The following is a 24079-nucleotide window of genomic DNA, read 5'->3' on the forward strand; positions in this document are numbered from 1 at the left end:
CCCCCCCAAACCGAAGAGAATCAGCCGCATCAGGCAGCGAATAAAAACAATACACCACCACACCAAACCACGCAACCCACACACCCACAACCCAACAAACACAACCCCCCAACGGCGTGTCGCACATCCTTAAACGCCAGCGTCAATCGTTTGAACAGATTATGGACACACCCAGCTTCTTTAAGTTTAAGGACTAAACTAAGTAAAAGCGGAACGAACCGCTAAGCATACAACTTGTGTATATAGACAGGTAACACAAGTGTTTTCACAAAGGAGCACATATGGCAGATAAGAAAGTTGCCTTGGTAACAGGTGGAGCTCAAGGAATTGGCGAGGCTGCTGTTCGTAGTTTAAGCGCAGATGGTTTTGCTGTAGCTATTGCAGATCTCAACTTGGAAGGTGCTCAAGCTCTGGCCGACGAGCTCAACGCTAACGGCGGCACCGCTTTGGCTATTAAGTTGGATGTATCCGATCAGGCTGCTGTAGATGCAGCTGTGGATGAGGCTGCAGACAAGCTTGGCGATTTTAACGTTATCGTTAACAACGCAGGCTTGGCTCCAACAACTCCAGTGGGTACGGTTGCCCCTGAACAGTTCGAGCTGATTACGAAGGTTAACATTGCAGGAACCATGTGGGGGTGTTCAGGCTGCAACACGTAAGTTCCGTGAACTCGGTCATGGTGGAAAGATTATTAACGCAACATCTCAGGCAGGTGTTGTGGGTAATCCAAACCTTATGCTCTACTGCTCCACCAAGTTCGCTATCCGCGGTATTACTCAGGTAGCTGCTCGAGAGCTCGCGCCAGAAGGCATTTTGGTTAACGCATACGCTCCAGGTATCGTAAAGACTCCAATGATGATGGACATCGCTCACCAGGTTGCTGTAAACGCTGGTAAGGATGACGAGTGGGGTATGGGCACCTTCTCGAAGGATATTGCTTTGGGTTGTTTGAGCGAGCCTGAAGATGTAGCTGCTGCTATTTCCTTCTTGGCAGGTTCTGATTCCGATTACGTTACCGGCCACACTTTGGAAGTTGATGGCGGTATGCAGTTCCACTGAGTTCGTGCTTGCTAGATAAAGCAAAAGGGCTTCTTCGAAAGAAGAAGCCCTTAAATTTTGTGCCCCCTCAGGGACTCGAACCCTGGACACGCGGATTAAGAGTCCGCTGCTCTAACCAACTGAGCTAAAGGGGCGCTGCTTATCGCAACGAGTAACTACTATACTCAGAAAATAATCAAGCGCAAATACGACACGCCGAAAGAGGAAAACTTTCGCATCGCATTTGCGCTCAATCAATCAGCAAGCCCTAGACAATCTTTGGCATTGGAGTGGTCAAAGAAGTCGTTAAGTTAATGTGTACCACGCCTGCACCGGTATGCATCTCAACCTTCTTGAGCGTAACCGTGCGTTCGCTCTCTGGCAGAGCATCGTTATCGGTCATGGTTGCTGGAGACTTCACAGCAAGCACAGCCAGCGCATCAAAATCAATACCCAAAGCTGCAGCGCGATCCTTCTCGGCAGCCAAAATCGATGCGAAACCGTCCTTCTCAATCACGCGGTCAGCTGGAACGCCGTAAGCCTTCTCAGCTACCCAACGTACGGTATCGAGGAAGTCCTCGCCACTCTTACTTTCTGGACGAGCATCCGGATCTGCGGCCGACACAGCCTCAATAAACGCATCGAGTTGAGAAGCCAATCCTGCTCCACCGTCTCGCCACAAATTGCCAGCGATAGGTTCACGGAAACCAAGTGTTGCCGCAGTCTGGCGCAGCGCTGGAAGCTCATCATCTTCGCCTTCCCACAAGTTAATCATAGGGAAGGAAGGAATACCCAAATCCTCGAGTCGGTTTACAGCAAATGGGTAGCGCCACTGCAATGCCGGATCGTCTTGCCATGTGGTAGCGCGGGTAACAACCACCGCAGCAGCTGGCCACTGTGCGCCATACTCACGCGCAGCAACATCGAGCCACTTCTGACCACCAGCATCAGCGCCGTATCCAGCCTCAACCACAACAACATCGTGCAAAGCACATGCCATATCCACAGCAACCAAGCCCGGAATACCAAGAGATACGTTACCGAATGGACCGCAATGAATGTAGACAGGCGAGCCTTCCGAGCTCTCCATATAAGCAGGATCTACAGCATTACCAATAACTCGTACAATACGCTCAATATCTACAAATTCCTTAACAAGCACTGGCTTGCCAGTTTCAGGAGCTAAACCTGCAGTCATATTGCCAATGCGTTGCACAATTTCATCTACCGAGCGAGACAGCACAACAATCTGCATCATTTCACTAGCAGGCGTCAGCACAAAACGCTCAGCCAACTTGCCACCATCTGTCTTCACGGAACGCAAAGAACGGCTTGGAGTTTCAGATACACGAGGAATCAAAACCTCAGACAGAATGCCATCGTCAACAGCCTTCTCACAGAAAGCAACCAACAGATTCTGCGCATCTGCAATGCGAGCCATTTCACCGGTCAAACCCCAGTCAGCAATTTCTGGGTGAGACAGTGTAGACTTACCGCCACCCGAAGCACCGCCTTTCGAGCCAGCGGCAGTAATACCCATGCTTGGCTGACGCAGTACTGCAGCCGCATCAATACCGCGCTGACGCAATGCATCAATCAAAGCAATGGTGGTTGTGGTCTTTCCTTCACCGCGTGAAGCTTTCAAAGGTGTTGCTGCTGTAACCAGCACAACTTTACCCTTTTTGAACTGCTCAGGATGACCCTGAACTTCTTTGAGGAAGGCGAAAGCATCAATCTTCATGAGTTCGCCATAAGCACTCGAATAGGAGGAGAGCTTTCCCGTTAACATCGTGCAACCTTTCTGTGTGGGTGTAGGTGTTGCAAGTCTTTTATTTTGATTACGAAGGCGCAGAACCGCGTTTTTCCGCCGCTATCCGTCTCAGCCACACGCCGACCATCGACCAGTAACCGACCGTCAGCGCTGAGCCGTCCGAGAAGTTTCAGTATCAGTCAGCCCTACGCCATCAGTCAGCCTAACCGCCGTTTCTAATTATCCTAATTATCCGACATGAAGAAAGCGTTGTGCATCGACATGCTTGTGGTGTACAGCACCTTAGACAGCAAATCGTTGGTTTCTTTCTCAACGATGTCGCAAATCGACTGGTTCGCAGCTTCCAAAATCAAACGCGCACGCTTATCTTCTGTGTTCTCAACAGCAGCAGAGCCTTCTGCAGCGGCAAAAGCAGCAATCTTTTTATCAGCAGCAATAACTGTAGCTACTCCTGCTGCCCCAGTTTTCTGCGCGTAACGGTCAATATGCGCGCTGTTCTCATTAAAGCGAGCATCAGCTAAAGCAGCAATCACACGGTTTGCCCAGTAGAAGTTATGCGCTGTATCAACTGTTTCGGTTGTACCAGTCAAGTATGCAGGAATCGTATCAATATTCGTAAAAATAGGCACGCATACATTAAATGGATTTGAACCATAAGCAGTCCACTGAATAGAGCGCGATGCTTCAGGAGCATATGGACGGATTTGAATAATGCACAAATCGCAGTTGCGGTTAATACCAATGCAACGGAACTGTCCGCGCGTAGCTTCGGAACCGTTCTTTGCATACGGATCGTAAGCAGTGCCCTGATAATGACCGCTCAAAGCATACTTGACGTCTTCAATCGTAATCTTGTGTTCTGGCTGACGAGCCCATGGAATATCGTCGCTCATAGGCGTATGCAATGCTTGAGGACTATCCCAATCTTCGTCATAAGGATTAAAGAAGCGCTGAATCCACCAAGCGCGTGGAGTGTTATACACATGGTCAGAATCAGAATGAGAACCAAAAGCTAAACGAGGATTAAACGCACTAGCGTTTTCTACAGCCAAATCTAAACGATTTTCTTCAATAAACTCACGTAAATCAGCAGAGCACATATGCTCATCCTGATCACCGAAAGCATCATCTAAATCAAACTCATCAATGCCCAACTGATTTGGCATGACCACATAGGAATCATCTGGCACACGCTTAGCCATCCAATGATGACCGCCAATTGTTTCGAGCCACCAGATTTCTTCAGCATCGCTAAAAGCAATGCCGTTCATCTCGTACGTGCCAAACTCTTCGAGCAAAGCACCCAAACGTTCCACACCCTCGCGTGCCGAGGAAATATAAGGAAGAACGATGGTGAGCATATCTTCTTCACCAATACCACCAGGAATTTCTGGCTGTCCATCGCGAGCAGGAACAAGCTCAACAAGCGGATCTGCACCCAGCACGCGCTCGTTAGAAGTCAATGTTTCCGTAGCACTCATAGCCACGTTCTTCTCGTTCACGCCATGCTCAGCCCACAAACCATTTTTCAGTAAGGCATCTGGCACAGAAGTGTAGCGCATCGGATTATCTGGCAAATCAATCTCTACATGAGAAATAACACTTTTATAGTGACGAGGCTGATCGTCTGGCTGAACAACCTTAAACTCTTTTTCGGTAAATTCACCGTTCGAGGAATCCTCGTTACGTGAAATAATAGTTGAACCATCATAGCTTGCATTCTTACCGACAAGAATAGTGGTGCAAGGCATAGAATTCCTTTCTGTAGCGGCTGCTTTACTTTTGGCTTTTACTTCTCTGTTTTATTTAGTTCGGTGAGTATGACGTTTTTTGATTGAAGAGCACTGCGTCTTTCAGCTTTACTCGATACGCTCTGCTGATACGCTTTACTGCGCACGAGAGCGAATATATATTTCTCCATAATCAATGACTGCATCTGTGCGGAACACAGCATTGCGTAACTGATTAAGATAGAAACCGTCCTCAAAACCCTCGAAAGCCTGAGCTGTTCCGTACACGCATAACTTATAATCATGATCGCGGTCAGGAGGTTGCGGACCGTTATAGCGATGGATAACTGCAGGATTAGTTTGCTGAGCAATTTTACTGCCTGCTGAGGTGCGACCTTGCACAGCTTCAGGAATAAGTGATGGTAATTGACGTGAGAAATCTTCAGGTATTTGTAGAGCGTGAGAATCATTAAAATCAAACATAAGCGCGTCTACCGGAATATTCGCCACTGCCCAGTGAATCCATTGAAAACCACAGACAGGAATAGCATCATCATCTACAAATTCCCAGTGCAAATACCGTACAGCAGGATTTAACTGATCGATATAAAACGGAAATGATGTGGTTGGGTATCCATCCGTTTTATGATTCTGTGAAGCGAACTTGCCATAAGTATCGGGCATTAGCGTAAAATCGGCAGAAATCTTCATATCTCCAGTATGCCACGTGGCACGGAATGCGCTAGGCAACACGTGGAGTATGCGATGTATGTAATACTTTTACGCGCTTCCATTACGCTATAACGCTCCCCACTACGCATTAATCAGCGAAGTTAGCAAAGCCTCTATAGCCAATAACTGTGGTGTATTGCCGTGAATACGGCGACGCGCTACATCAATGCGTTGTATAGCATCAACAGCATGTTGACGAGATACGCGCACCGACATGACAGCAATTTCTTCTGAAAACTCTTGGTTAATAAGACCGCTAACCATTTCTGCATTATTGTGAATAACTGCTATATCGCGATATACGCTGGCAATCGTAGTTAAAGCACGGTCTACCACATCGCGACTTAAACGTGTTACTCGACGTTTAACATCATCTTTTTTGCCAATAGCGTTATATTGCGAGCGCACAGAAGCATCAATCAGATCATCATCAGCCAAACCGTGAGAACGGCGAAATTCTTTCTGCTGTACCTCCACTTGCGCATCAATACTGGATTGCGCTTGGTCTTGTGCAGAAGCACACAGCTCTTGAGCGAGCAAAACAGCTTGAGAGGTGCGCGTCATGGAAACGAGATTATCCACAATATTATTGCGCATGCGCACAGCTTCCGGCTGGGTAGCATACAGACGTGCTATGCCAATATGACCTTGAGCCAAGCGCGCAAATTGCTTAGCTTTATGCGCATCCACACCTGTGCTCTCCTGCAAAAACGCAGCAATAGCATCCACTGGTGGAACAGCGAGATTAACAATGCGCGTGCGTGAACGAATAGTTGGCAACACATCTTGGGCTGATGGAGCACACAGAATCCACAACGTGTGGTCACTTGGCTCTTCAATATCTTTGAGCAACACATTTGTTGTGCGCTCGCTCATACGGTCAACATCTTCAATAATAATGATGCGCCACGGGCACAGCGCAGGCATCTGTTCCGCGTGGGCGCTCAGCTCGCGCACCTGATCAATCGTAATGCTCACGCGGTCTGTGGTCAGCGTGGTCACATCCGGATGAGTTCCGGCATCAATCTGTCTGCACGTATCGCATTGACCACATCCGCCCTGTGGACAGTTGAGAGCCTGCGCGAAAGCACGCGCTACATTCGAGCGTCCTGAACCAGCAGGTCCACAAATCAGCCATGATTGCGTAATATGTTCTGGTGAGCGTGCCACGCGAGACAATAACTCAACAACAGGCTGTTGCCCAATAATGGATTGCCAAACGCCACTACTCATGATCAGTCCCGCGCTGAGCAAGCAAAGCGTCTATATCGCAGCGAATATCGTTCCACACCTCGTCAATACTGCGAGAGGCATCAATAACCACACAACGTTCAGGATTCTCAGCTGCAATCTGAAGAAAAGCTGCGCGTGTACGTTCAAAAAAGTCTTCGCCGGCAGACTCTAAACGATCAAGCTCACCTGTGAGACGAGCACGTGACTGTTCAAAACTCATATCCAACACATATGTGCGCTGCGGCCATAGCCCCGCTGTAGCGAACTGAGATAGCTCAAGCACGTTCGCACGAGACAGTTCGCGCCCACCGCTTTGATACGCCATCGACGAATCAATATAGCGGTCCGTTAGCACAGCTTGACCGCGTTCGAGTGCTGGACGAATAAAACGATCTACGTGTTGAGCGCGATCTGCAGCATATAACAACGCTTCTGCACGGTCAGACACATCCTCGCCGTGCAGAAGAATGCGACGTAAATCTTTTCCAAGTTCAGTGCCGCCTGGCTCAAACGTCGTTACTGCACTAATTCCTCGCGACTCAATATAATCGCGCAGTCTGTGCAGCTGGGTGGTTTTACCCACGCCGTCCACGCCTTCGAAGGAAATAAACAAACCTTTCGTCATTGTTTATTACTCCTTGGCTGTGCTTTTCTTCGTTGTGCGTTTAGCAGTAGTTTTCTTCGCTGTTGTTTTCTTTGTAGTTGTTTTCTTTGCGGAAGACTTTGCTTTTGTGCTGCGACGCTTGCGCGGACCTGCTGCACGTTTTTCTGCAAGAAGACGGAAAGCAACTTCTGGTTCTATGGATTCAGCCGTATATTGCTTTGGTACGGTACGGTTTGTTTCGCCGTCCGTGATATACATGCCATAGAAACCATCTTTAATAACGACTGGTTTACCTGTATCTGGATCAGGACCGAGTTCGCGCAGAGGAGGTTTGGCAGCTCCACGAGTACGGCGACCATACTTTGGCTGAGCAAATAACTCTTCAGCCTGTTCAACTGTTACGGTGAAAATATCGTCTTCCGAGTTTAGCGAGCGCGTTTCAGCTTTACCGTCTACACCAGTTTTCGTGAGGTATGGACCGTAACGACCGTTATTGGCAAGGATTTCGACCTTCTGAGTTTCGCCTGTTTCCTCGTTTTTCTGCTCAACAGTTCCCACAACGCGCGGCAGATCGAGCAGTTTGACTGCATCGTCCAGACTGATAGCATCAGGAGTCATTGTTTTGAACAGCGAAGCCATTTTTGGTTTATTCGCTTTATCGACTTTTTCGTCACCCGTTGGCACGGCAATGAGAGCAACGTAAGGACCGAAACGTCCGTTACGCACTTCAATCGTTCCTCCTGTTTGAGGGTGAACACCCAGAACTCGAGGACCACCTGAATTATTATCAATAAGATCGCGTGCAACCTCTTGAGTCAGTTCATCGGGAGCGATGGTTTCTGGCAGACTTGCACGCTTTGGCTTACCTTCTGCATCAAGATTGTCTGTATCTTCCAAATATGGACCATAACGTCCTACGCGCACAGCAAGACCATCGCCCACAGGAATAGTGTTAATCTCGCGCGCATCAATCTCACCTAATTGAGAGACTTGAGCATGCAGACCTTTATGAGCTTGCTCAGATGAATAAGCCGAGTCATCACCATCACCAAAGTAGAAGCGCGTTAACCATGCTTTACCGGTTTCCTGACCTTGGGCAATACCGTCTAAACCGTTTTCCATTTGAGCGGTGAAGGCGTAATCCACATATTGTGGGAAGTTTTGTTCCAACAGTTTAATCACAGCAAAAGCAAGCCATGATGGAATAAGAGCTCGTCCACGTTCATATACGTATCCGCGATCAATAATCGTAGAAATAATGCTGGCATATGTAGATGGGCGACCAATTTCCTTAGCTTCCAAAGTGCGCACTAAGGAGGCTTCCGTGTATCGCGCTGGAGGCTGAGTTTCGTGCGACTGAGGTTCTACCTCTTGTGCCGCAAGCACATCACCTTGAGATAGTGGAGGCAGAATTGTTTCTTGCTCATCCTTCTTACTCGTTGATAGACGTGTAGCCACAAGGAAACCAGGAAATTCAATAACAGTTCCGCTGGCATGGAAAGTAGCTGTGCCCTGATCTGCGGTTACTGCATTCATTTCTACAGTAGCGGTAAAGCCTGTGGCATCTGCCATTTGTGACGCCAAAGTACGACGCCAAATAAGCGTATACAGCTTGAGCTGATCAGTTGGCAAACTCGTTGCTAAATCAGCAGGATTACGGAAATGCGAACCTGCTGGACGAATAGCCTCGTGCGCTTCTTGTGCACCGGCAGACTTAGTGGCGTATTGGTGAGGCTTCTCAGATAAATACTGAGCTCCCCATTCTTCTTCCACACTTTGACGAGCAGCAGAGATTGCTTCACTCGATAAGGTCACCGAATCGGTTCGCATATAGGTAATATAACCGTTTTCATACAGCCCTTGAGCTGCACGCATGGTTGCACGAGAAGACATTCCTAAAGTATTACCTGCTGCCTGCTGCAAGGTCGATGTGGTAAAAGGAGGTAAAGGGCGACGCTTATATGGCTTAGAACCTACTGATTCCACAACAAAATCAGTGTTTTTTAGAGCCTCAGATAAGTTCTGCGCAGTCTTTTCGTCTACAACAATCACGCCATCTTTCTCTGCTGCAGCAGTTAATACGCCGTTCTCATCAAAATCTTTCGAACCAGCAACGCGCGTACCGTCAAGCTGAGTTAAACGTGCTGTAAAAGCGTCTTGGGAAGCATCAGCGCTCACCTGAGCAGAGATATCCCAATAGGTTGACTTTACGAAAGCCATACGTTCGCGTTCACGTTCCACAATCAAACGTGTAGCAACGGACTGCACACGACCAGCAGACAGACCTGGTCCTACTTTGCGCCACAATACTGGCGAAAGCTCATAACCGTATAAACGGTCGAGCACACGCCTAGTTTCCTGAGCATCAACCATATGTGCGTCTACATCGCGGGTATGTTCGAGAGAGTCAACAATAGCTGACTTGGTAATTTCATGAAAAACCATGCGCTTAACAGGCACGTTTGGTTTTAGCGTTTCTACCAAGTGCCATGCAATAGCTTCTCCCTCGCGATCCTCATCAGTTGCGAGGAAAACTTCGTCAGCTTTTTTCAAAGCTGCTTTAAGCTCTCTAACAGTTTTCTTCTTATTATCGTCCACAATGTAGTACGGCTTAAAACCATCATCGACGTTCACGCCGAACTTACCGTACTCAGCTTTATCGGATGCAGGAATCTGAGAAGGCTGGGCAAGGTCGCGAATATGACCCACAGATGCGAGCACTGTGTAGTCATCACCCAAATAACCGCCAATTTTCCGCGCTTTGGTAGGCGACTCGACGATTACGAGCTTTTGTCCTTTAGCCATTTTCTGCTCCACTTTCCGATTCGCTATGTGTGTGCCACGCATTGCACACTCAGTTCTTTATTATGCACGCGCCTCGACAAAAGCGCCTCATCGGTGTCTTATCTTCACCGCTTATACGCAAGCAGACGCGCCGAGTTGAGTGTTATTCCCTCTTATGAGTTACGCGCGGGGAGGCGCAGGAGGTTTGCCCAGCAATCCAAAACGTGTTAATGGAGATGCCGTGGCCTGACGCATTGCAAGCAGTAATCCAAACATAAAGGACGAAAAACCAGCAATCAGTGCTATCGTGGCGTACACGCCATACAGAGAGAGCGCGTCAGGACGGTACTGAACAACAGGATAAATCTGTGCTAACACATAACCTCCGTAACCCATAGCACACGCTCCGACAACAATCAACACGCTTGCAGTAATTTGAATGCTCACACTGGATTTTCGCGTTCCTACTTCATCCATACCTGAGGCGCGCGTAAATGCCATAGCTAAAAGTCCCAAAGAAACAACTAAAAGAATGGCCATAATGGAATCTGTTGGTCTGTGCCAATTATCGTAAATCACCATAATTCCCACAGACGTGGTAAAAATAACTGCCCATACAGCACAGATAGCGCGCAAAACGCGAGGCACGCACAAAACAAGGCATACGCTGGCAATAGTAGCCAAAGCAGTGTGTCCAGACGGCGCAGAGTTCGCAGGATCAGGAATATATGCATCCAAAACTGGGCGTGGTAGCACGCGCTTCAAACCGTAAGAGCTCACAAAGGCGGCAATAATAAAAACAACAGTGAGAGCGAAGGTGTAAAAACGCTTACGCACAACGGCAACGAGCAGAGCAAGAGCAATCATCACAACGCTTGCCACAATAATCCACCGCGAATCAGTGAATAATGATGGAGCCAGCGATTCAATGCTCGGGAAGAGACGAGACATATCTGACCACATCCAGCTATCGAAACGCTGACCAGGCAGAGTCCATACGCCGGCATAGAACACTGCAGCTGATGCTACTAATCCTAGAACGGCAAAAACAATGCTCGATACCACAGCGCTGACGCGCGGATGAGTGGCCAAATATTCGTCGGAACCACGATCTCGAGAGCTGATGTTGGCTGCAGACTTCGCTGTGGCTTCTGTGGATGCTTTAGTATTGAGCGCGTTATCATCACTCGCGTTCGAAGATTGCTCGTTGGAATTGTTGCTTTCCTCTCTATGAGAAGGCATCAATATCTCGTTTTTCTGCTGGCTAACTTGGCTCGGAGGAGCAGGTATTGCCATCGTTGGATTGACGGTCTCGCCTGCGCCTTGGTGTTCTGCGTTCTGATTATTCATTTCGTCTGCCATGTGAGTACACAGTACTCGATTACTTCGATGTGCGCAGGAAGACCTGAAAATCAGCACTGAATATGAACATACGATATACAGTATGGTACTGAAGCTCATGTCTTACGACATAGTTCCGCTGACTGTGGGGAGCTGTGTTGTGAGATTTTTTGTTCTTTCTTTAGATTTTCAAGTGTATAGCTCATGGTTCATGCTTTCGGTCTAGGAAGCTTGAGATTTGAGGGTCATCTGCGCTAAGCCTAACTACAAACATTATCGCACGCGCGTTCCCATGTGCTGTATCGTTCGTACCTACCAGTTACTCTACTTGGTAAAGCTTTTACCGAGCATTCAAAACACCGTGTTCCATCTTTAATTGTCATAGCAAGCAGAATGCGAGAGAGTAAAAGCCCCTCGAATTGAACACAGTGTAAAGCCCCGATTGCGCAGAAAGATACTAACAGCGCATCAGGAGAAAAAGAAAACTCCCACGTACCCGACAGAGGTCACTTACCCTTGCTGCATTCCTGCCCTGGGGGAGTTGGGTGACATATCGCCACATGGGAGCTTTTGCTAGTATACACGACCCTCGCGAATTACACCACGAGTCTATGAAATATTCATAAAGTCCGTATTCTTTAAGTAGTTCTTTCCAGCTGTAAAATCGTACTGAACAAACTTGTAATCTTCTAACAACTGCTTGGTTTGCGCATCAGCCTGTGATACGTCCAAATAGTTACCTTCGTTATCCAAGTACAGAGCTTGACCATCAGGAATACGGCTCCATCCTTGAATCTTATTCACTACTGGAGGTTCCATTGCTGGAACTTTGGCGTGTAGTGCTGTTAAGAAGGCAATATATGGGCTCACCTTAGCGTTCAAGTGTTCAGCTAACTGAGCAGTAAAGAAGTTAGGCGAGGTATACGCGCTATTCGTTGCTTTCTCAGCTGCCTGAGCATTATCCACACCAGAAGCCTTATTCGACCAAATAAAATAATCAGTCTCATGCAAAGCTACAGAATTATTATCGTCCTTAGCAGCACTCTTATAAACACCTGGCAGATGGTCACCGTAGAACACCACAGTAATTGGACGATTCAGCTTATCCAACTGTTCGAGGAATTCCTTAGTATATCCATTAGTATATTCCATGCCCTTGGCATAGGTTTCAATTGAGGATTTCTCGCTATCTTCTAACGGTGTACCCGTAGTGCTTTCTGCCTTAATTTCATTATTCGCATAATAATTCTTATACGGCATGTGGTTTTGCATGGTCACAACCTGATAGAAATGAGGGCTTTGATCAACCTTCTCCAAAGAATCCAAAATAGAGATATACGTTGATTTATCAGACACATATGGAGAAGTACCCAACTTAGTAGTTGGAGAAATAAACAAAGGACCATCCAAAGTACTAAACTGCGAGAATCCAAAGCGTTTATACACCATATTACGCGAATACATATTCGACTGATACGGATGAAAAGCCAACGAAGCTTGCTCACCCCACAACTGATTAACACTCGCAGACCACTTCTGCGTAGGAACCAACTGCTGATACGGAGAACTCAAAGACGGAGCAAAATTACTCATCGACAAACCCGTCAACGCCATATACTCCAAATTAGCCGTACCACCACCATAACCAGACGACAACATCAAACCAGACGTCGTCTTCGACTTAAGCTCACGCACAAAAGGCATCACATCTTTACTCACCTTCAACCCCGGCACACGAGAGGGATCCGAGAAAGACTCCGACAAAATATAAATCACCGTCGAATCCTTCAAACGAGCACTGCGATGCACATTCAACTCCTGCGCATTATGCGCATAACGAGAAGCAATCTGCTTCATCGTCTTCTCAGAATACCCAGCAGGCTTATCCATCACCTTCGGATTAAGCAAACGAGCAAAACCCACAGCCGTACCATTATTCTGCGCATCAATCTTAGAATCCCACAACTTTGGTGAGTCACCAAAGAATGCCAACATAGAATTCGACCACGAGCCCACAGATGCCATAGACATCACAAAAGCAAACAAGAAACTAAAAGCCACCACAGCAGCAACCACACGCTTCACCGAGCGCACAAGAAACTTCTTACTACGAACAACGCTCTTTCTCGTATCTCTATGCCCAATAATCAAGAACAAAGCAGTGCTAATCATGGCTAAAATAACAGCGCCCACAATAATCCATAAAGCATCATCAGGCATCCATCCTGCTAAGTTCCGTGCTTTACCGCCCGTCACGAAACCCAAATCAGAAGGAAGAATCGTTTCAGAACGCGACTCTAATTTAAAACGCTCAACAACAGTAATAAAAATACAAATATCAAGGAAAATTTGTGTGGCAAGCCAAAAACGGTTCACCAGCATAATCACAATAAAATACACCAAACCAGTAAGAAGAAACTCATTAACTACTTCAAACTTACCGAGGAAAATTTTACCAACAAATGCAAAAGAATTACTCACAGCGTTGGTATCGTTAATACCCCACTGCAAAATTACGATGGCAAAAAGATTGATTAGACAGAACCACGCGGCATAACTCCATGAGCTAAAATCATGACGCGAAAATGCACGTGATAATGCACGAATCATACTATTTTTTGATTCTTTACGCTTTTTCATACAATCACCATATTCTACCTAAACTTCAAAGGGTTTTCTCAACAACTCCCGCTGTGTATGTAAAAGTGCAGGACAGGCTCCTTATGCTGCCCTGCACCCTAGTTGCACACTGAGCTAAGCGTGCCACACATCTTTACCTTCAGCCTGTGCTTGAGCAATGTCTGCATTAAGCTGAGCTGCAGTATTTTCTACCTGACCAGTAATAAACTGTTCTACTAGTGCGCGTGCTTCATGATCTTCATACTGTACTGCTGGAGACTTCATAAAGTAAGCGCTTGGAGCCAAAATAGGGCCTCCTAAACCGCGATCCAACGCAATTTTTGCCGCACGAATAGCGTCAATAACCACGCCAGCGGAATTTGGAGAATCCCATACCTCAAGCTTATATTCCAAGCTCAAAGGAACATCACCAAAGGTCGTTCCCTCCAAACGAACAAAAGCAAACTTACGATCGTCAAGCCATGCCACGTAATCGGAAGGACCAATATGAACGTTACGCTCCTCCATCTCGTGAGGAACAATTGAGGTTACAGCACGTGTTTTAGAAATCTTCTTAGATTCCAAACGGTCGCGTTGCAACATATTCATAAAGTCCATATTGCCGCCCACATTCAACTGGTATGTGCGGTCAACGCGCACGCCACGGTCTTCGAAAAGGCGAGCTAAAGTGCGGTGCGTAATAGTGGCACCCACCTGACTTTTAATATCGTCACCCACAATAGGAACGCCTGCATCACGGAACTTTTGCGCCCACTGCGGATCAGATGCAATAAATACTGGCAAACAGTTAACAAAAGCACATCCGGCTTCTATTGCTGCTGATGCATAGAATTTATCGGCTTCTTCCGAGCCGACGGGCAGATAGGAGACGAGCACATCAACGTGCTTATCTTTAAGTACCTGTGCCACATCCACTTCTGCTGCACTTGATTCATCAATCATTTCACGGTAATACGTGCCCAAACCGTCATAGGTTGGACCGCGTTGCACTTCTACACCCAGGGATGGAACCTGACTGAAAGTGTAGGTGTTGTTTTGGGAAGCAAAAATTGCCTCGCTTAAGTCAGAGCCTACTTTGGCGGCATCCACATCGAAGGCTGCTACGAATTCAATATCTCGAATACGGTATCCTCCGAAATTAGCATGCATAATGCCGGGGATTTTCTCATCATCCTGAGCGTTCTTGTAATATTCCACGCCCTGAACAAGTGATGACGCGCAGTTTCCCACGCCCGCAATGGCTACGCGAATGACCATTCAATTTCCTTACATTAACAATACTCTTCATGAAACTTGCCATATTCTAGCTTCCACTAGATATTATGAGCCACCAGTTTCACATCACTCAAAACGAGCAAGCTAGCGTCAATCTAGTTTCAAGCTTCACAAGTACAAGTACACTCACTACCCTTATTAAAGAGTACTAGGACTGTATGAGAGTGCCACTATAGATGACGGCTTAGCACAATATATTCACCGAATGAACACAATGAAAATACTCTTATTCATGCGTTTATCGTGTGCTTATCATTGCGCTATCACCGCGCTATTACCAATCTTTCAACACGCAACCATCGCTTTATCGGCGCCCTACCACCGCTCTTTCATACATTATCGCCGTAGTATACATAAAGTTCTCAGTAAAAACTCAGAAAGCATGTTTTTGTGTAAAAGTAGCGTAAACGTCTTGCGCATTTAGCGGATTTTATCAACAGAATTCACGGATGAAGACTAGCCTTAGATGAATGGCTAGTAAGAAATCAAGCGATAAGACATCTCGCAGCGCCCGTAGCACGCGCAGTACTCGTTCTACACGCTCTACAGCAGGTAGCCGCTCTACAGCGGTCAGCTCTCGTCCTCGCTCTCATCGTCGTACGGCAGCAAAAAAGCTCAAAAAGCGCCCTATTCTTAAATATCTTCTTTTTAGCTTTTTAGGATTATTTATTTTGGGCATAGGTGGTTTAAGCGTTGCTTATGCCATGATTAAAATTCCTAGCCCTGAATCAGTCGCGTTAAGTCAGAAAACAACCGTCTATTACAATGACGGAACTACGCCGATTGGCAGCTTTTCGCAGCAAAACCGTCAGATTATTCAATGCTCTACTCTGCCTGATTATGTGGGCAATGCTGTTGTTGCGTCCGAAAACCGCACGTTCTGGACCGATAGCGGTATCGATTTTAAGGGTATTGGACGAGCTCTGTTCAACAACATCACCACAGGTTCGCGTCAGGGTGGTTCAACTATTACGCAGCAATATGCGGAACGTTATTATTTAGGCGAAACAAAAAGTTATATGGGTAAGCTCAAAGAGGCATTACTCGCTCTGAAAATTGCTCAGACTCAAGATAAATCCACTGTTTTGTGCGGATATTTAAATACGATTTATTGGGGTCGTGGAGCTTATGGTATTCAGGCTGCTGCTCAAGCATACTTTGGAAAGAACGCTAAAGATTTAACTTCTTCCGAGGCAGCTATGTTAGCGGGGATTATTCCTGCTCCTTCTATATGGGATCCTGCTGTAGATCAAACCGCAGCAACGAAACGTTTTAACCGCGTTATAAAGATTATGAAGGAAGACGGTTATATTAGTTCCGAGGATGCGAAGAACGCTCAATTCCCTGAAACCATTACTAATTCAACAACAGATGAATATGCTGGCGATAAAGGCTATCTGCTGACTATGGTGAAAAATGAGTTGATTAACACCGGTAAATTTACTGACGATCAGATTATGACCGGTGGTTATTCGATTGCGACTACGATTGATAAAGATAAGCAAGCGCAAATGCAAACTGTGGGCAATGGTGATGGAACTCTTCCTGAAACTGTTGAAGTAGGAGGTATGAGCGCGGACGTCGATACAGGCGAGATTTTGTCTATCTATAGCGGTCGCGATTACAATACGAAGCAGTTGAATAACGCCACGCAAGCGTACTATCAAGCTGGATCTACTATGAAGGCTTTCACCCTTATTGGAGCTGTGCAACAAGGCGTGAGCTTGAACACCATGTTTAATGGTAATTCTCCACGTTCGTTTGCAGGATTATCTAAACCTGTATCCAACTATGGAAACCAGAGTTTTGGCAATATTACGCTGACCCAGGCAACGGCGAACTCCGTGAATACTGTTTTTGTCGATCTCAATGAAAAAATAACACCGCAAAAGACTGCTGAAATCGCACAACAAGCAGGAATAAAATCAAGTATTCAAAAAGATTCTCCGTATAATACCTTGGGTATTGATGCTGTGCATGTGAGTGAAATGGTTCAGGCGTATCAAACCATTGCTCACGATGGAGTAAAAAATACTTTGCACATTGTGCGATCTGTTACTTCCGCTAGCAGTGGTGATACGATTTATGCAGCAAGTACAAAAGGAAGTCAAGTTTTTGATTCCGATACAACAGCAGTAACAACGCAGGCTTTACATGCCGTTATTACATCGGGTACAGGTCGCGCTGCTCTAAGCGTGGGGAAGACTTTAGCAGGTAAATCTGGTACAGCAAATGACAGCACTGCTTTAAGTTTTGTTGGTTTTAGCCGTCATGTAGTGACCGGTTTTGCGATTTGGAATCCAAGTGATGACGGTCAAACGAATGAAGTGGTGCCAACTTTCGGCGCTTATGAAAACGGTACCGGTTACCCTGCTGTATTATTTGCTCGCTATATGAAGCAAGCCTTATCTGGTGTTGCTGATGAAGCCTTCCCTACTCCAAAAAATCAAGGAACTGTGGGCGGTTCTGATGGTTCTTGGGGATTAGGACGTTCTGTGCAACGTCAGGAGGCTCGTCGAGACGATGACTCTAAAGACACTAAGGACGATGACTCCTCGACACAAAAGTCTCCACAGAACAATACGCCACAAAATTCGCAAAACTCGAATAATAACGGTAACTCTTCTGAACAGAACGAGCAGTCGAATAATAATCAGCAAAACCAGCAGAATCAACAAAATCAAAATAAAAATCAACAGAATCAAAATCAAACGCCTGGCACGGGCGAGCCAACAAATAATTAAATAGAAAAAGGTCGGCCTCTCACTAGAGAAGCCGACCTTTCTTTTAGAATCTGTAATTTTTATCGAAGCGTGCGGTTCACAGCAGACAAAATAGCCTTCAGCGAGCTGGTAGTAATTGAGGAATCAATACCTACGCCCCAAATAATGCGATCTTCTGGAGCATCGCCAATCTGACATTCAACATACGAAGCTGCTACAGCATCTCCACCAGCGCTCAAAGCGTGTTCTGCATAATCAAGCACAGACACAGTAACGCCCAGCACAGAAATCGCATTCACAAAAGCAGCAATTGGACCGTTACCCACACCAGAAATCTGACGTATAGTTGGCTCGTCTTCACTTCCTGGCAAACCGTTATCTTGAATCTTCACCTTAATTACGGTATCTGGGCCAGAATCATCGGACATAATATTAGCGCCCAGCAGACGGTAACGTCCCCACACCTTCAGACCATCATCTGCCTGAGTATCGGCGAGGGCAGCATGCTTACCGCTCTCCTCCACAGGCAGATACTCGTCCTTGAACAGACGCCAAATATCTTCGTCCTTCACTTCACGCTTGGTCTGATCAGCATAACGCTGAACAACGCGATCGAACTCGACTTGCAAACGCTTAGGCAGATCAAGATTGTGATTAACCTTAAGCAGGTACGCCATGCCGCCCTTACCAGACTGCGAGTTTACACGAATAACTGCTTCGTAGGTGCCGCCCACATCCTTTGGATCGATAGGCAGATATGGAACTTGCCACAGGAAGCTATCCAGATCTGCGTTCTGCTCGGCAGCGGCAAGCTCGCGAGCTTCCATACCCTTCTTGATTGCATCTTGATGAGAACCAGAGAAGGCTGTAAACACGAAGTTTCCAATATATGGATGACGCTCAGACAGCTCAATCTGATTGCAATATTCCACAATCTTGCGTACTTCGCGCAGATTGGAGAAATCAATCTGAGGATCGATGCCTTGAACGAGCAGATTCAAGCCCACAGTGCACAGATCCACATTACCAGTGCGCTCACCGTTGCCGAAAAGACAACCTTCAACGCGATCTGCGCCAGCCAGCAAAGCCAGCTCGGTTGCGGCTACTGCCATGCCTTCATCGTTGTGTGGGTGCAGGCTGAGCACAATAGACTCGCGGTTTGCTAAGTTGCGGTCGAGGAATTCAATCTGGTCGGCGAACACATTTGGTGTGGTCATTTCGACTGTGGCCGGGATATTGATGATCATAGGATGCTCTGGCGTTGGCTGAATAACGTCTACAACGGCATCACAGACTTCCAAAGCATACTCAGGTTCTGTTCCGGTGAAAGATTCTGGTGAGTACTCGTAGGAAATATCGATATTATCGGCTTCGCCTTCAAGTTCTTTGCACAGTTTCGCAGCATCCACTGCTAACTGCTTAATGCCTTCTTTTCCTTTGCGAAATACTACTTCGCGCTGGAGTACAGATGTGGAATTATAAAAGTGCACAATGGCGCGCTTGCAACCGCGCAGAGCCTCATATGTTTTGCGGATGAGATGTTCGCGAGCTTGTGTGAGTACGGCGATGGTGACGTCGTCGGGGATGAGATCGCGTTCGATGAGCATGCGAATGAAGTTGTAATCGGTTTCGGATGCCGATGGGAAGCCCACCTCAATCTCCTTGTATCCCATAGAGATTAGGAGGTTCCAAAAACGCAGTTTGCGTTCTGAATCCATTGGACTAACCAGAGATTGATTACCATCGCGAAGATCGACTGAACACCAGCGAGGAGCACGTTGCAGTTTCTTATCTGGCCATGTGCGCTGAGGATATTCGAAAGGAACCTGCTTATCGTAAGAAACATACTTGGTGTATGGCATACGACTTGGACGCTGAGGGCAGCCAACATAACGCTGCTTGGGCAATCGAGGATCGTTATTCCCACCATTTGAAGCTGCTGCCAGTGGTGCTAAGTCAAATACTGAATTAGTCATTGCCCTACCTTACGAATAACGAGTAATTATATGGTTATTATGTACGCAATTTCATGCATATGTTACGTGAAATTGTGTGTTCCATTGTACGGGCTAGGCTAGGAAAAAGACCGTCGTGTTCCGACATAAGAAATATTTTTCGCAATGTTATGAGAATGCTTTACGCCATAAAATGCGATAACGGGCTTCCTAAACGTCCTCCACAGAAGGCATTGCCCAACCAGGTATGACGCGAATTTGGCCATACAGCTCCTAAACGAGGAGAGTTCTGGCTAATCCATACGCTTGGCACGCGCCCATCAGCACTGCGCGAACCAATAAGGTTAAAACCGTTCTTATCTGTCAACCAATCAGGATGTTGGGTGGCAATAGCTAAACCTTCTTCTAAGGTCAGCGGCAATTTATTATCAGAGTCAATCAGTTTACGCGCAACGTCTGGTTCACGGTTGACGTACTTAGTTCCTGTATGCGGATCGCAGACGATATAAAAAGGCCCTTCAGGAGGTTCACAGCCTTCTTGAGGTAAAAAGCTAGCAATATCGCGCGGAGGCATAGTAGTAAAACCAGCGTTACGACCAACAGCAGTGCGCGCAATCAAAGATTCAGGGGAAACGAGTTCGCGGGTAGGAACCAACAGAATATTTTCGCCCAAATTTTCGTACTGATCCGTATTAAGTAGCGCCATAAGAGGCTGCGCTAAAGCTCGAAACTCTGCGTGGCTCAAATCTGCAACATCTGCATATCCTAATTCAACAAGGCGGTTCAATTGCTGAACCGTCTGTCGAGCTACTACGTTAAGAATTGCCATGCAATAAATTTTACACGCGATCTGCGAAGTGCTTGGAAACAACGACTTCAGCAATTTGGATAGCATTCAATGCTGCGCCCTTACGCAAATTGTCGTTGGTAATAAAGAAGCTTAAGCCCTTTTTGCCTTCTACAGACTGATCCTGACGGATGCGACCCACAAAGCTTGGATCCTTACCCGCAGCCTCCTGAGGTGTTGGAATATCCATAAGCTCCACACCTGGAGCATCAGCTAAGACTTCTCGAGCCATGTCTGGAGTAACATCATGTTCGAACTCAGCTTGAATGCTCATGCCATGAGACGTAAAGACTCCCACGCGCACACAGGTGCATGCAGCAAGCAGGCCTGGAATATGCAGAATCTTGCGGCTTTCATTGCGCCACTTCTGCTCCTCATCCGTCTCCTCACTACCGTCATCCACAATCGCCCCAATAAACGGCACAGCGTTGAATGCAATTGTCTTCACAATCTTAGTAGGCTCAGGGAATGCAATAGCCGAGCCATCGAACACAAGCTGGTCTGCTCCTTGGTCAAGAGCTGCCTTAGCCTCATTAACCAGCTGCAGCACACCATCACGGCCCGCGCCAGCAACAGCTTGGTACGAGGATGCCACCAAACGCTTCAATCCAAAATTATCGTGCAATACCTTCACCGCAGGCATAGCCGCCATCGTGGTGCAGTTAGGATTTGCAATAATACGGCTTGGCACATCGTTCAAATCTTCTGGATTAACCTCAGCCACAACCAAAGGAACATCATCATGCATACGCCATTGCGAAGAATTGTCAATAACGTAGGCGCCAGCTTCAGCGAAACGAGGAGCCCATATTTTAGAGGTGCCACCACCAGCGGAAAAAATAGCAGTATCAATGCCGCTTAAATCTGCGGTAGCCACATCTTCTACTACCACATCATGGCCTTCAAAGTTCAACACCTGACCTGCTGAGCGAGAAGATGCCAAGAAACGCAAGTCTTTAATTGGGAAGCTGCGCTCAGCCAAGATGGAACGCATCACCATGCCCACCTGACCGGTAGCTCCCAAAACAGCGATATTTACGCCTTTTTCGTTAATCTGTACCATTAGCGACCAGTACCTCCATAAACAACAGCTTCAATAGTTTGCGCGTCCAGACCAAATGCTGTGTGTACGCTGCGCACAGCGGTGGTTAAGTCTTCCAGTGGAACAACAGCTGAAATGCGAATTTCCGAGGTGGAAATCATCAGCACATTAATCGACTCATCAGACAGTGCCTGGAAGAAGCGAGCGGTAATACCCGAATGTGTTTTCATGCCCACGCCTACCAGCGAAATCTTACCAATCTGCGTATTGACGTCAGCAGTTTTGTATTCCAACTCGTCTTTGTGTGTGTCAATGAATTCCTGCACCTTACGCAGCTGCGATTCAGGGAAAGTAATGGAAATATCTGCCACAGCATGATCGGGATCTGTGGCTGCCAAGGCCTGCACAATAATGTCGATATTAATGCCAGCTTCAGCTAAACCATTAAACACTGCGGTTACGCGACCAGGACGGTCTGGAATACCGCGCAATGTTACCATTGCTTCGCTGCTATCATGAGCGATACCAGAGATAATAGGAGCCTCTGGTCCGGTCATGTCTGGGAAAATATCACCAATTGATGTTTCTGCCATGAGATCTCCTTGTACTAATCTCGGTTTGGAATGGAATCTAAATCTGCATATGTGCCCAGCACAATAGTTCCCTTACGCTTAGAGAAGGAGCTGCGCACATGAATAGGCATCTGGAAACGGCGAGCGTATTCTACGCAACGCAAAGCCAAAACTTTCGACCCCGATGCTGCCATTTCCAAAATCGCATCATACGTAATGGATTCAATGCGCTGAGCTGTTGGCACAATACGAGGATCTGCTGTGAACACGCCGTCAACATCCGTGTAAATCTCGCACACATCTGCACCCAAAGCCACAGCTAAAGCAACTGCAGATGTATCGGATCCACCGCGCCCCAAAGTAGTAGCGTCACCTCGTGAATTAACGCCTTGGAAGCCTGCGACAATAGCAATTTCGCCATTGCTAATCGCTGCCTTCACACGGTCTGGCTTAACAGCACGAATATGAGCAGCTCCATACTGAGTATCGGTCATGAAACCAGCCTGAGATCCTGTAAAGGAATGCGCTTTCTCGCCTTGTGCGTGAATAGCCATTGCAAGCAAAGACATGGAAATACGCTCACCTGCAGTCATGAGCATATCCATCTCACGTGCAGGAGGATTCGAGTCGATGCTCAGAGCCTGATCAATGAGTTCATCTGTGGTGTCTCCCATCGCGGAGACCACAACTACTACATCATTACCTTTTTTCTGAGTTTCGATAATACGGCGAGCAACGCGCTTAATAGATTCTGCGTCCGCTACGGAAGAACCGCCATACTTCTGTACTATAAGATCCACATCAATCCCATCTGATTGAAACCGTGATTGAAATCTGTTGGTAGTTTTATCTTACGCAACTGTATTGATTTCTCCCGTGTTTTGCATGTGCTATAGCCAGCTGGTGAGATAACGCCATATTTTTTAGCAACTTTTGATTGCGCTGGATCATAGTTCGCTCGGCACCGTTGGACTTTAGTTCGCTCGGCGAGCGCTTACTGTTTGCGATAGACCAACGCCACGTAACGCTTATACGCTGCGCCTTCCTGCGAGCGCGCGTCCTAAGGTTATTTCATCGGCATATTCAAGGTCTGCTCCGACTGGAAGACCGCTGGCAAGACGAGTTATTTTTATGCTCACTGGTTCAAGCAGTCTACTCAAATATGTTGTTGTGGCTTCGCCTTCAATATCTGGGTTGAGAGCCAAAATCACTTCTTGAATACCTTGATTATCTGCCTCACTGTGCGCGTGACTTAAGTTCTGCTCATTTTCCTCTGAATTATGAGCACTTTGTGCAGCATTTTCTGCCTCCTGCATGCGACGCACAAGAGCAGCAATATTCAAATCTTGAGGAGCAACATTAGCCATAGGGTTAATAGCACCACCCAGAACGTGATACACCCCGCGGAATTCATGTGTGCGTTCAATACTCATCACATCTTTAGGCTCTTGAACCACACAAATAGTGGTATGGTCACGTCGAGGATCCGCACATATTGGGCAAGGACTCTGTTCACACACATTGCCACATATTTCGCAGAAACGCACGCGTTCGCGCATGTCGATAATGGCTTGAGCGAGCTCTTGAGCTTGCGATTCCTCTACAGACAGCAGATGAAAAGCAATGCGCTGCGCTCCTTTTGGACCAATACCTGGAAGCTTGGCAAAATCATCTATGAGCGTTTGGATTGCTCCATCATAGGTGCTTGGCACGTATTTTCTCCTCTTGTATTCTTTCTCTCATGCTTCTTGTGCTGCGTTTGCTTTTGACGAGGTTCTGCTCGGTAAGCGTT

The 24079-nt window shown here is 46.9% G+C and carries 18 protein-coding genes, 1 tRNA gene and 1 other RNA gene; 3 read left to right on the forward strand and 17 right to left on the reverse strand.

Features of this window, described 5'->3' with window-relative positions; genetic code table 11:
- Window positions 1–281 precede the first annotated feature (281 nt).
- A complete protein-coding gene (locus tag HMPREF2909_RS09725) occupies window positions 282–659 on the forward strand; it encodes an SDR family NAD(P)-dependent oxidoreductase (RefSeq protein ID WP_256375677.1) in 378 nt (125 codons plus the stop codon).
- Complete coding sequence (locus HMPREF2909_RS09730; protein ID WP_256375678.1) at window positions 619–1059, forward strand: SDR family oxidoreductase; 441 nt, start codon at window positions 619–621, stop codon at window positions 1057–1059. Before HMPREF2909_RS09725 ends, HMPREF2909_RS09730 begins: the two co-directional genes overlap by 41 nt.
- A 60-nt stretch (window positions 1060–1119) precedes the next feature.
- Here the strand turns inward: HMPREF2909_RS09730 and HMPREF2909_RS00630 are convergent.
- The 11 genes from HMPREF2909_RS00630 to HMPREF2909_RS00680 form a co-directional block, all read right to left on the reverse strand.
- Window positions 1120–1193: transfer RNA gene (locus tag HMPREF2909_RS00630), tRNA-Lys, on the reverse strand.
- 113 nt (window positions 1194–1306) lie between these two features.
- On the reverse strand, window positions 1307–2827 hold the full coding sequence (locus tag HMPREF2909_RS00635) for a formate--tetrahydrofolate ligase (RefSeq protein ID WP_071414850.1): 1521 nt from the start codon (window positions 2825–2827) through the stop codon (window positions 1307–1309).
- 206 nt (window positions 2828–3033) lie between these two features.
- Complete coding sequence (locus tag HMPREF2909_RS00640; RefSeq protein WP_049216106.1) at window positions 3034–4560, reverse strand: C69 family dipeptidase; 1527 nt, start codon at window positions 4558–4560, stop codon at window positions 3034–3036.
- A 135-nt stretch (window positions 4561–4695) separates the two neighbouring features.
- Window positions 4696–5250: a YbhB/YbcL family Raf kinase inhibitor-like protein gene (locus HMPREF2909_RS00645; protein ID WP_026472697.1), complete on the reverse strand. Its 555-nt coding sequence runs from the start codon at window positions 5248–5250 to the stop codon at window positions 4696–4698.
- 102 nt (window positions 5251–5352) lie between these two features.
- On the reverse strand, window positions 5353–6504 hold the full coding sequence (locus tag HMPREF2909_RS00650) for a DNA polymerase III subunit delta' (protein ID WP_071414851.1): 1152 nt from the start codon (window positions 6502–6504) through the stop codon (window positions 5353–5355).
- Window positions 6497–7129 carry a dTMP kinase gene (gene tmk, locus HMPREF2909_RS00655; protein ID WP_022857372.1) on the reverse strand — a complete coding sequence of 211 codons (633 nt, stop codon included), beginning with the start codon at window positions 7127–7129 and terminating at the stop codon, window positions 6497–6499. Before tmk ends, HMPREF2909_RS00650 begins: the two co-directional genes overlap by 8 nt.
- 6 nt (window positions 7130–7135) lie before the next feature.
- Window positions 7136–9913, reverse strand: a complete 2778-nt coding sequence (topA, locus tag HMPREF2909_RS00660) for a type I DNA topoisomerase (protein WP_071414852.1) — start codon at window positions 9911–9913, stop codon at window positions 7136–7138.
- A gap of 159 nt (window positions 9914–10072) precedes the next feature.
- Window positions 10073–11254 carry a phosphatase PAP2 family protein gene (locus HMPREF2909_RS00665; RefSeq protein ID WP_168165251.1) on the reverse strand — a complete coding sequence of 394 codons (1182 nt, stop codon included), beginning with the start codon at window positions 11252–11254 and terminating at the stop codon, window positions 10073–10075.
- Window positions 11255–11709: 455 nt separating this feature from the next.
- An RNA gene (gene ffs / locus HMPREF2909_RS00670) (signal recognition particle sRNA small type) lies at window positions 11710–11806 on the reverse strand.
- Between the two features lie 36 nt (window positions 11807–11842).
- Window positions 11843–13873: an LTA synthase family protein gene (locus HMPREF2909_RS00675; protein WP_071414853.1), complete on the reverse strand. Its 2031-nt coding sequence runs from the start codon at window positions 13871–13873 to the stop codon at window positions 11843–11845.
- Between the two features lie 114 nt (window positions 13874–13987).
- Window positions 13988–15130 (reverse strand): inositol-3-phosphate synthase, encoded by a 1143-nt coding sequence (locus HMPREF2909_RS00680; RefSeq protein WP_021617219.1) that lies wholly within the window; start codon window positions 15128–15130, stop codon window positions 13988–13990.
- A 488-nt stretch (window positions 15131–15618) separates the two neighbouring features.
- Here HMPREF2909_RS00680 and HMPREF2909_RS00685 point away from each other — a divergent pair, with 488 nt between their 5' ends.
- Window positions 15619–17892, forward strand: coding sequence for a transglycosylase domain-containing protein (locus HMPREF2909_RS00685; RefSeq protein WP_071414854.1), 2274 nt, complete (start codon window positions 15619–15621; stop codon window positions 17890–17892).
- A gap of 59 nt (window positions 17893–17951) precedes the next feature.
- Here HMPREF2909_RS00685 and leuA read toward each other — a convergent pair whose 3' ends face one another.
- The 6 genes from leuA to recR all read right to left on the reverse strand — a co-directional run bounded on the left by leuA (window position 17952) and on the right by recR (window position 23999).
- Complete coding sequence (gene leuA / locus HMPREF2909_RS00690) at window positions 17952–19847, reverse strand: 2-isopropylmalate synthase (protein WP_022857229.1); 1896 nt, start codon at window positions 19845–19847, stop codon at window positions 17952–17954.
- Window positions 19848–20007: 160 nt separating this feature from the next.
- Window positions 20008–20655: a DUF5701 family protein gene (locus tag HMPREF2909_RS00695; protein ID WP_071414855.1), complete on the reverse strand. Its 648-nt coding sequence runs from the start codon at window positions 20653–20655 to the stop codon at window positions 20008–20010.
- A gap of 10 nt (window positions 20656–20665) precedes the next feature.
- Window positions 20666–21736 (reverse strand): aspartate-semialdehyde dehydrogenase, encoded by a 1071-nt coding sequence (locus HMPREF2909_RS00700; protein ID WP_071414856.1) that lies wholly within the window; start codon window positions 21734–21736, stop codon window positions 20666–20668.
- The gene (locus HMPREF2909_RS00705; protein ID WP_021617212.1) at window positions 21736–22308 is read right to left on the reverse strand and encodes an ACT domain-containing protein; all 573 of its coding nucleotides are present in this window, start codon (window positions 22306–22308) and stop codon (window positions 21736–21738) included. Before HMPREF2909_RS00705 ends, HMPREF2909_RS00700 begins: the two co-directional genes overlap by 1 nt.
- Before the next feature lie 14 nt (window positions 22309–22322).
- Window positions 22323–23087: an aspartate kinase gene (locus HMPREF2909_RS00710; protein ID WP_084797179.1), complete on the reverse strand. Its 765-nt coding sequence runs from the start codon at window positions 23085–23087 to the stop codon at window positions 22323–22325.
- 228 nt (window positions 23088–23315) lie between these two features.
- A complete protein-coding gene (recR, locus tag HMPREF2909_RS00715) occupies window positions 23316–23999 on the reverse strand; it encodes a recombination mediator RecR (protein WP_071414857.1) in 684 nt (227 codons plus the stop codon).
- Window positions 24000–24079 lie beyond the last annotated feature (80 nt).

The organism is Alloscardovia sp. HMSC034E08 (assembly GCF_001813415.1).
GTDB lineage: Bacteria > Actinomycetota > Actinomycetes > Actinomycetales > Bifidobacteriaceae > Alloscardovia > Alloscardovia omnicolens.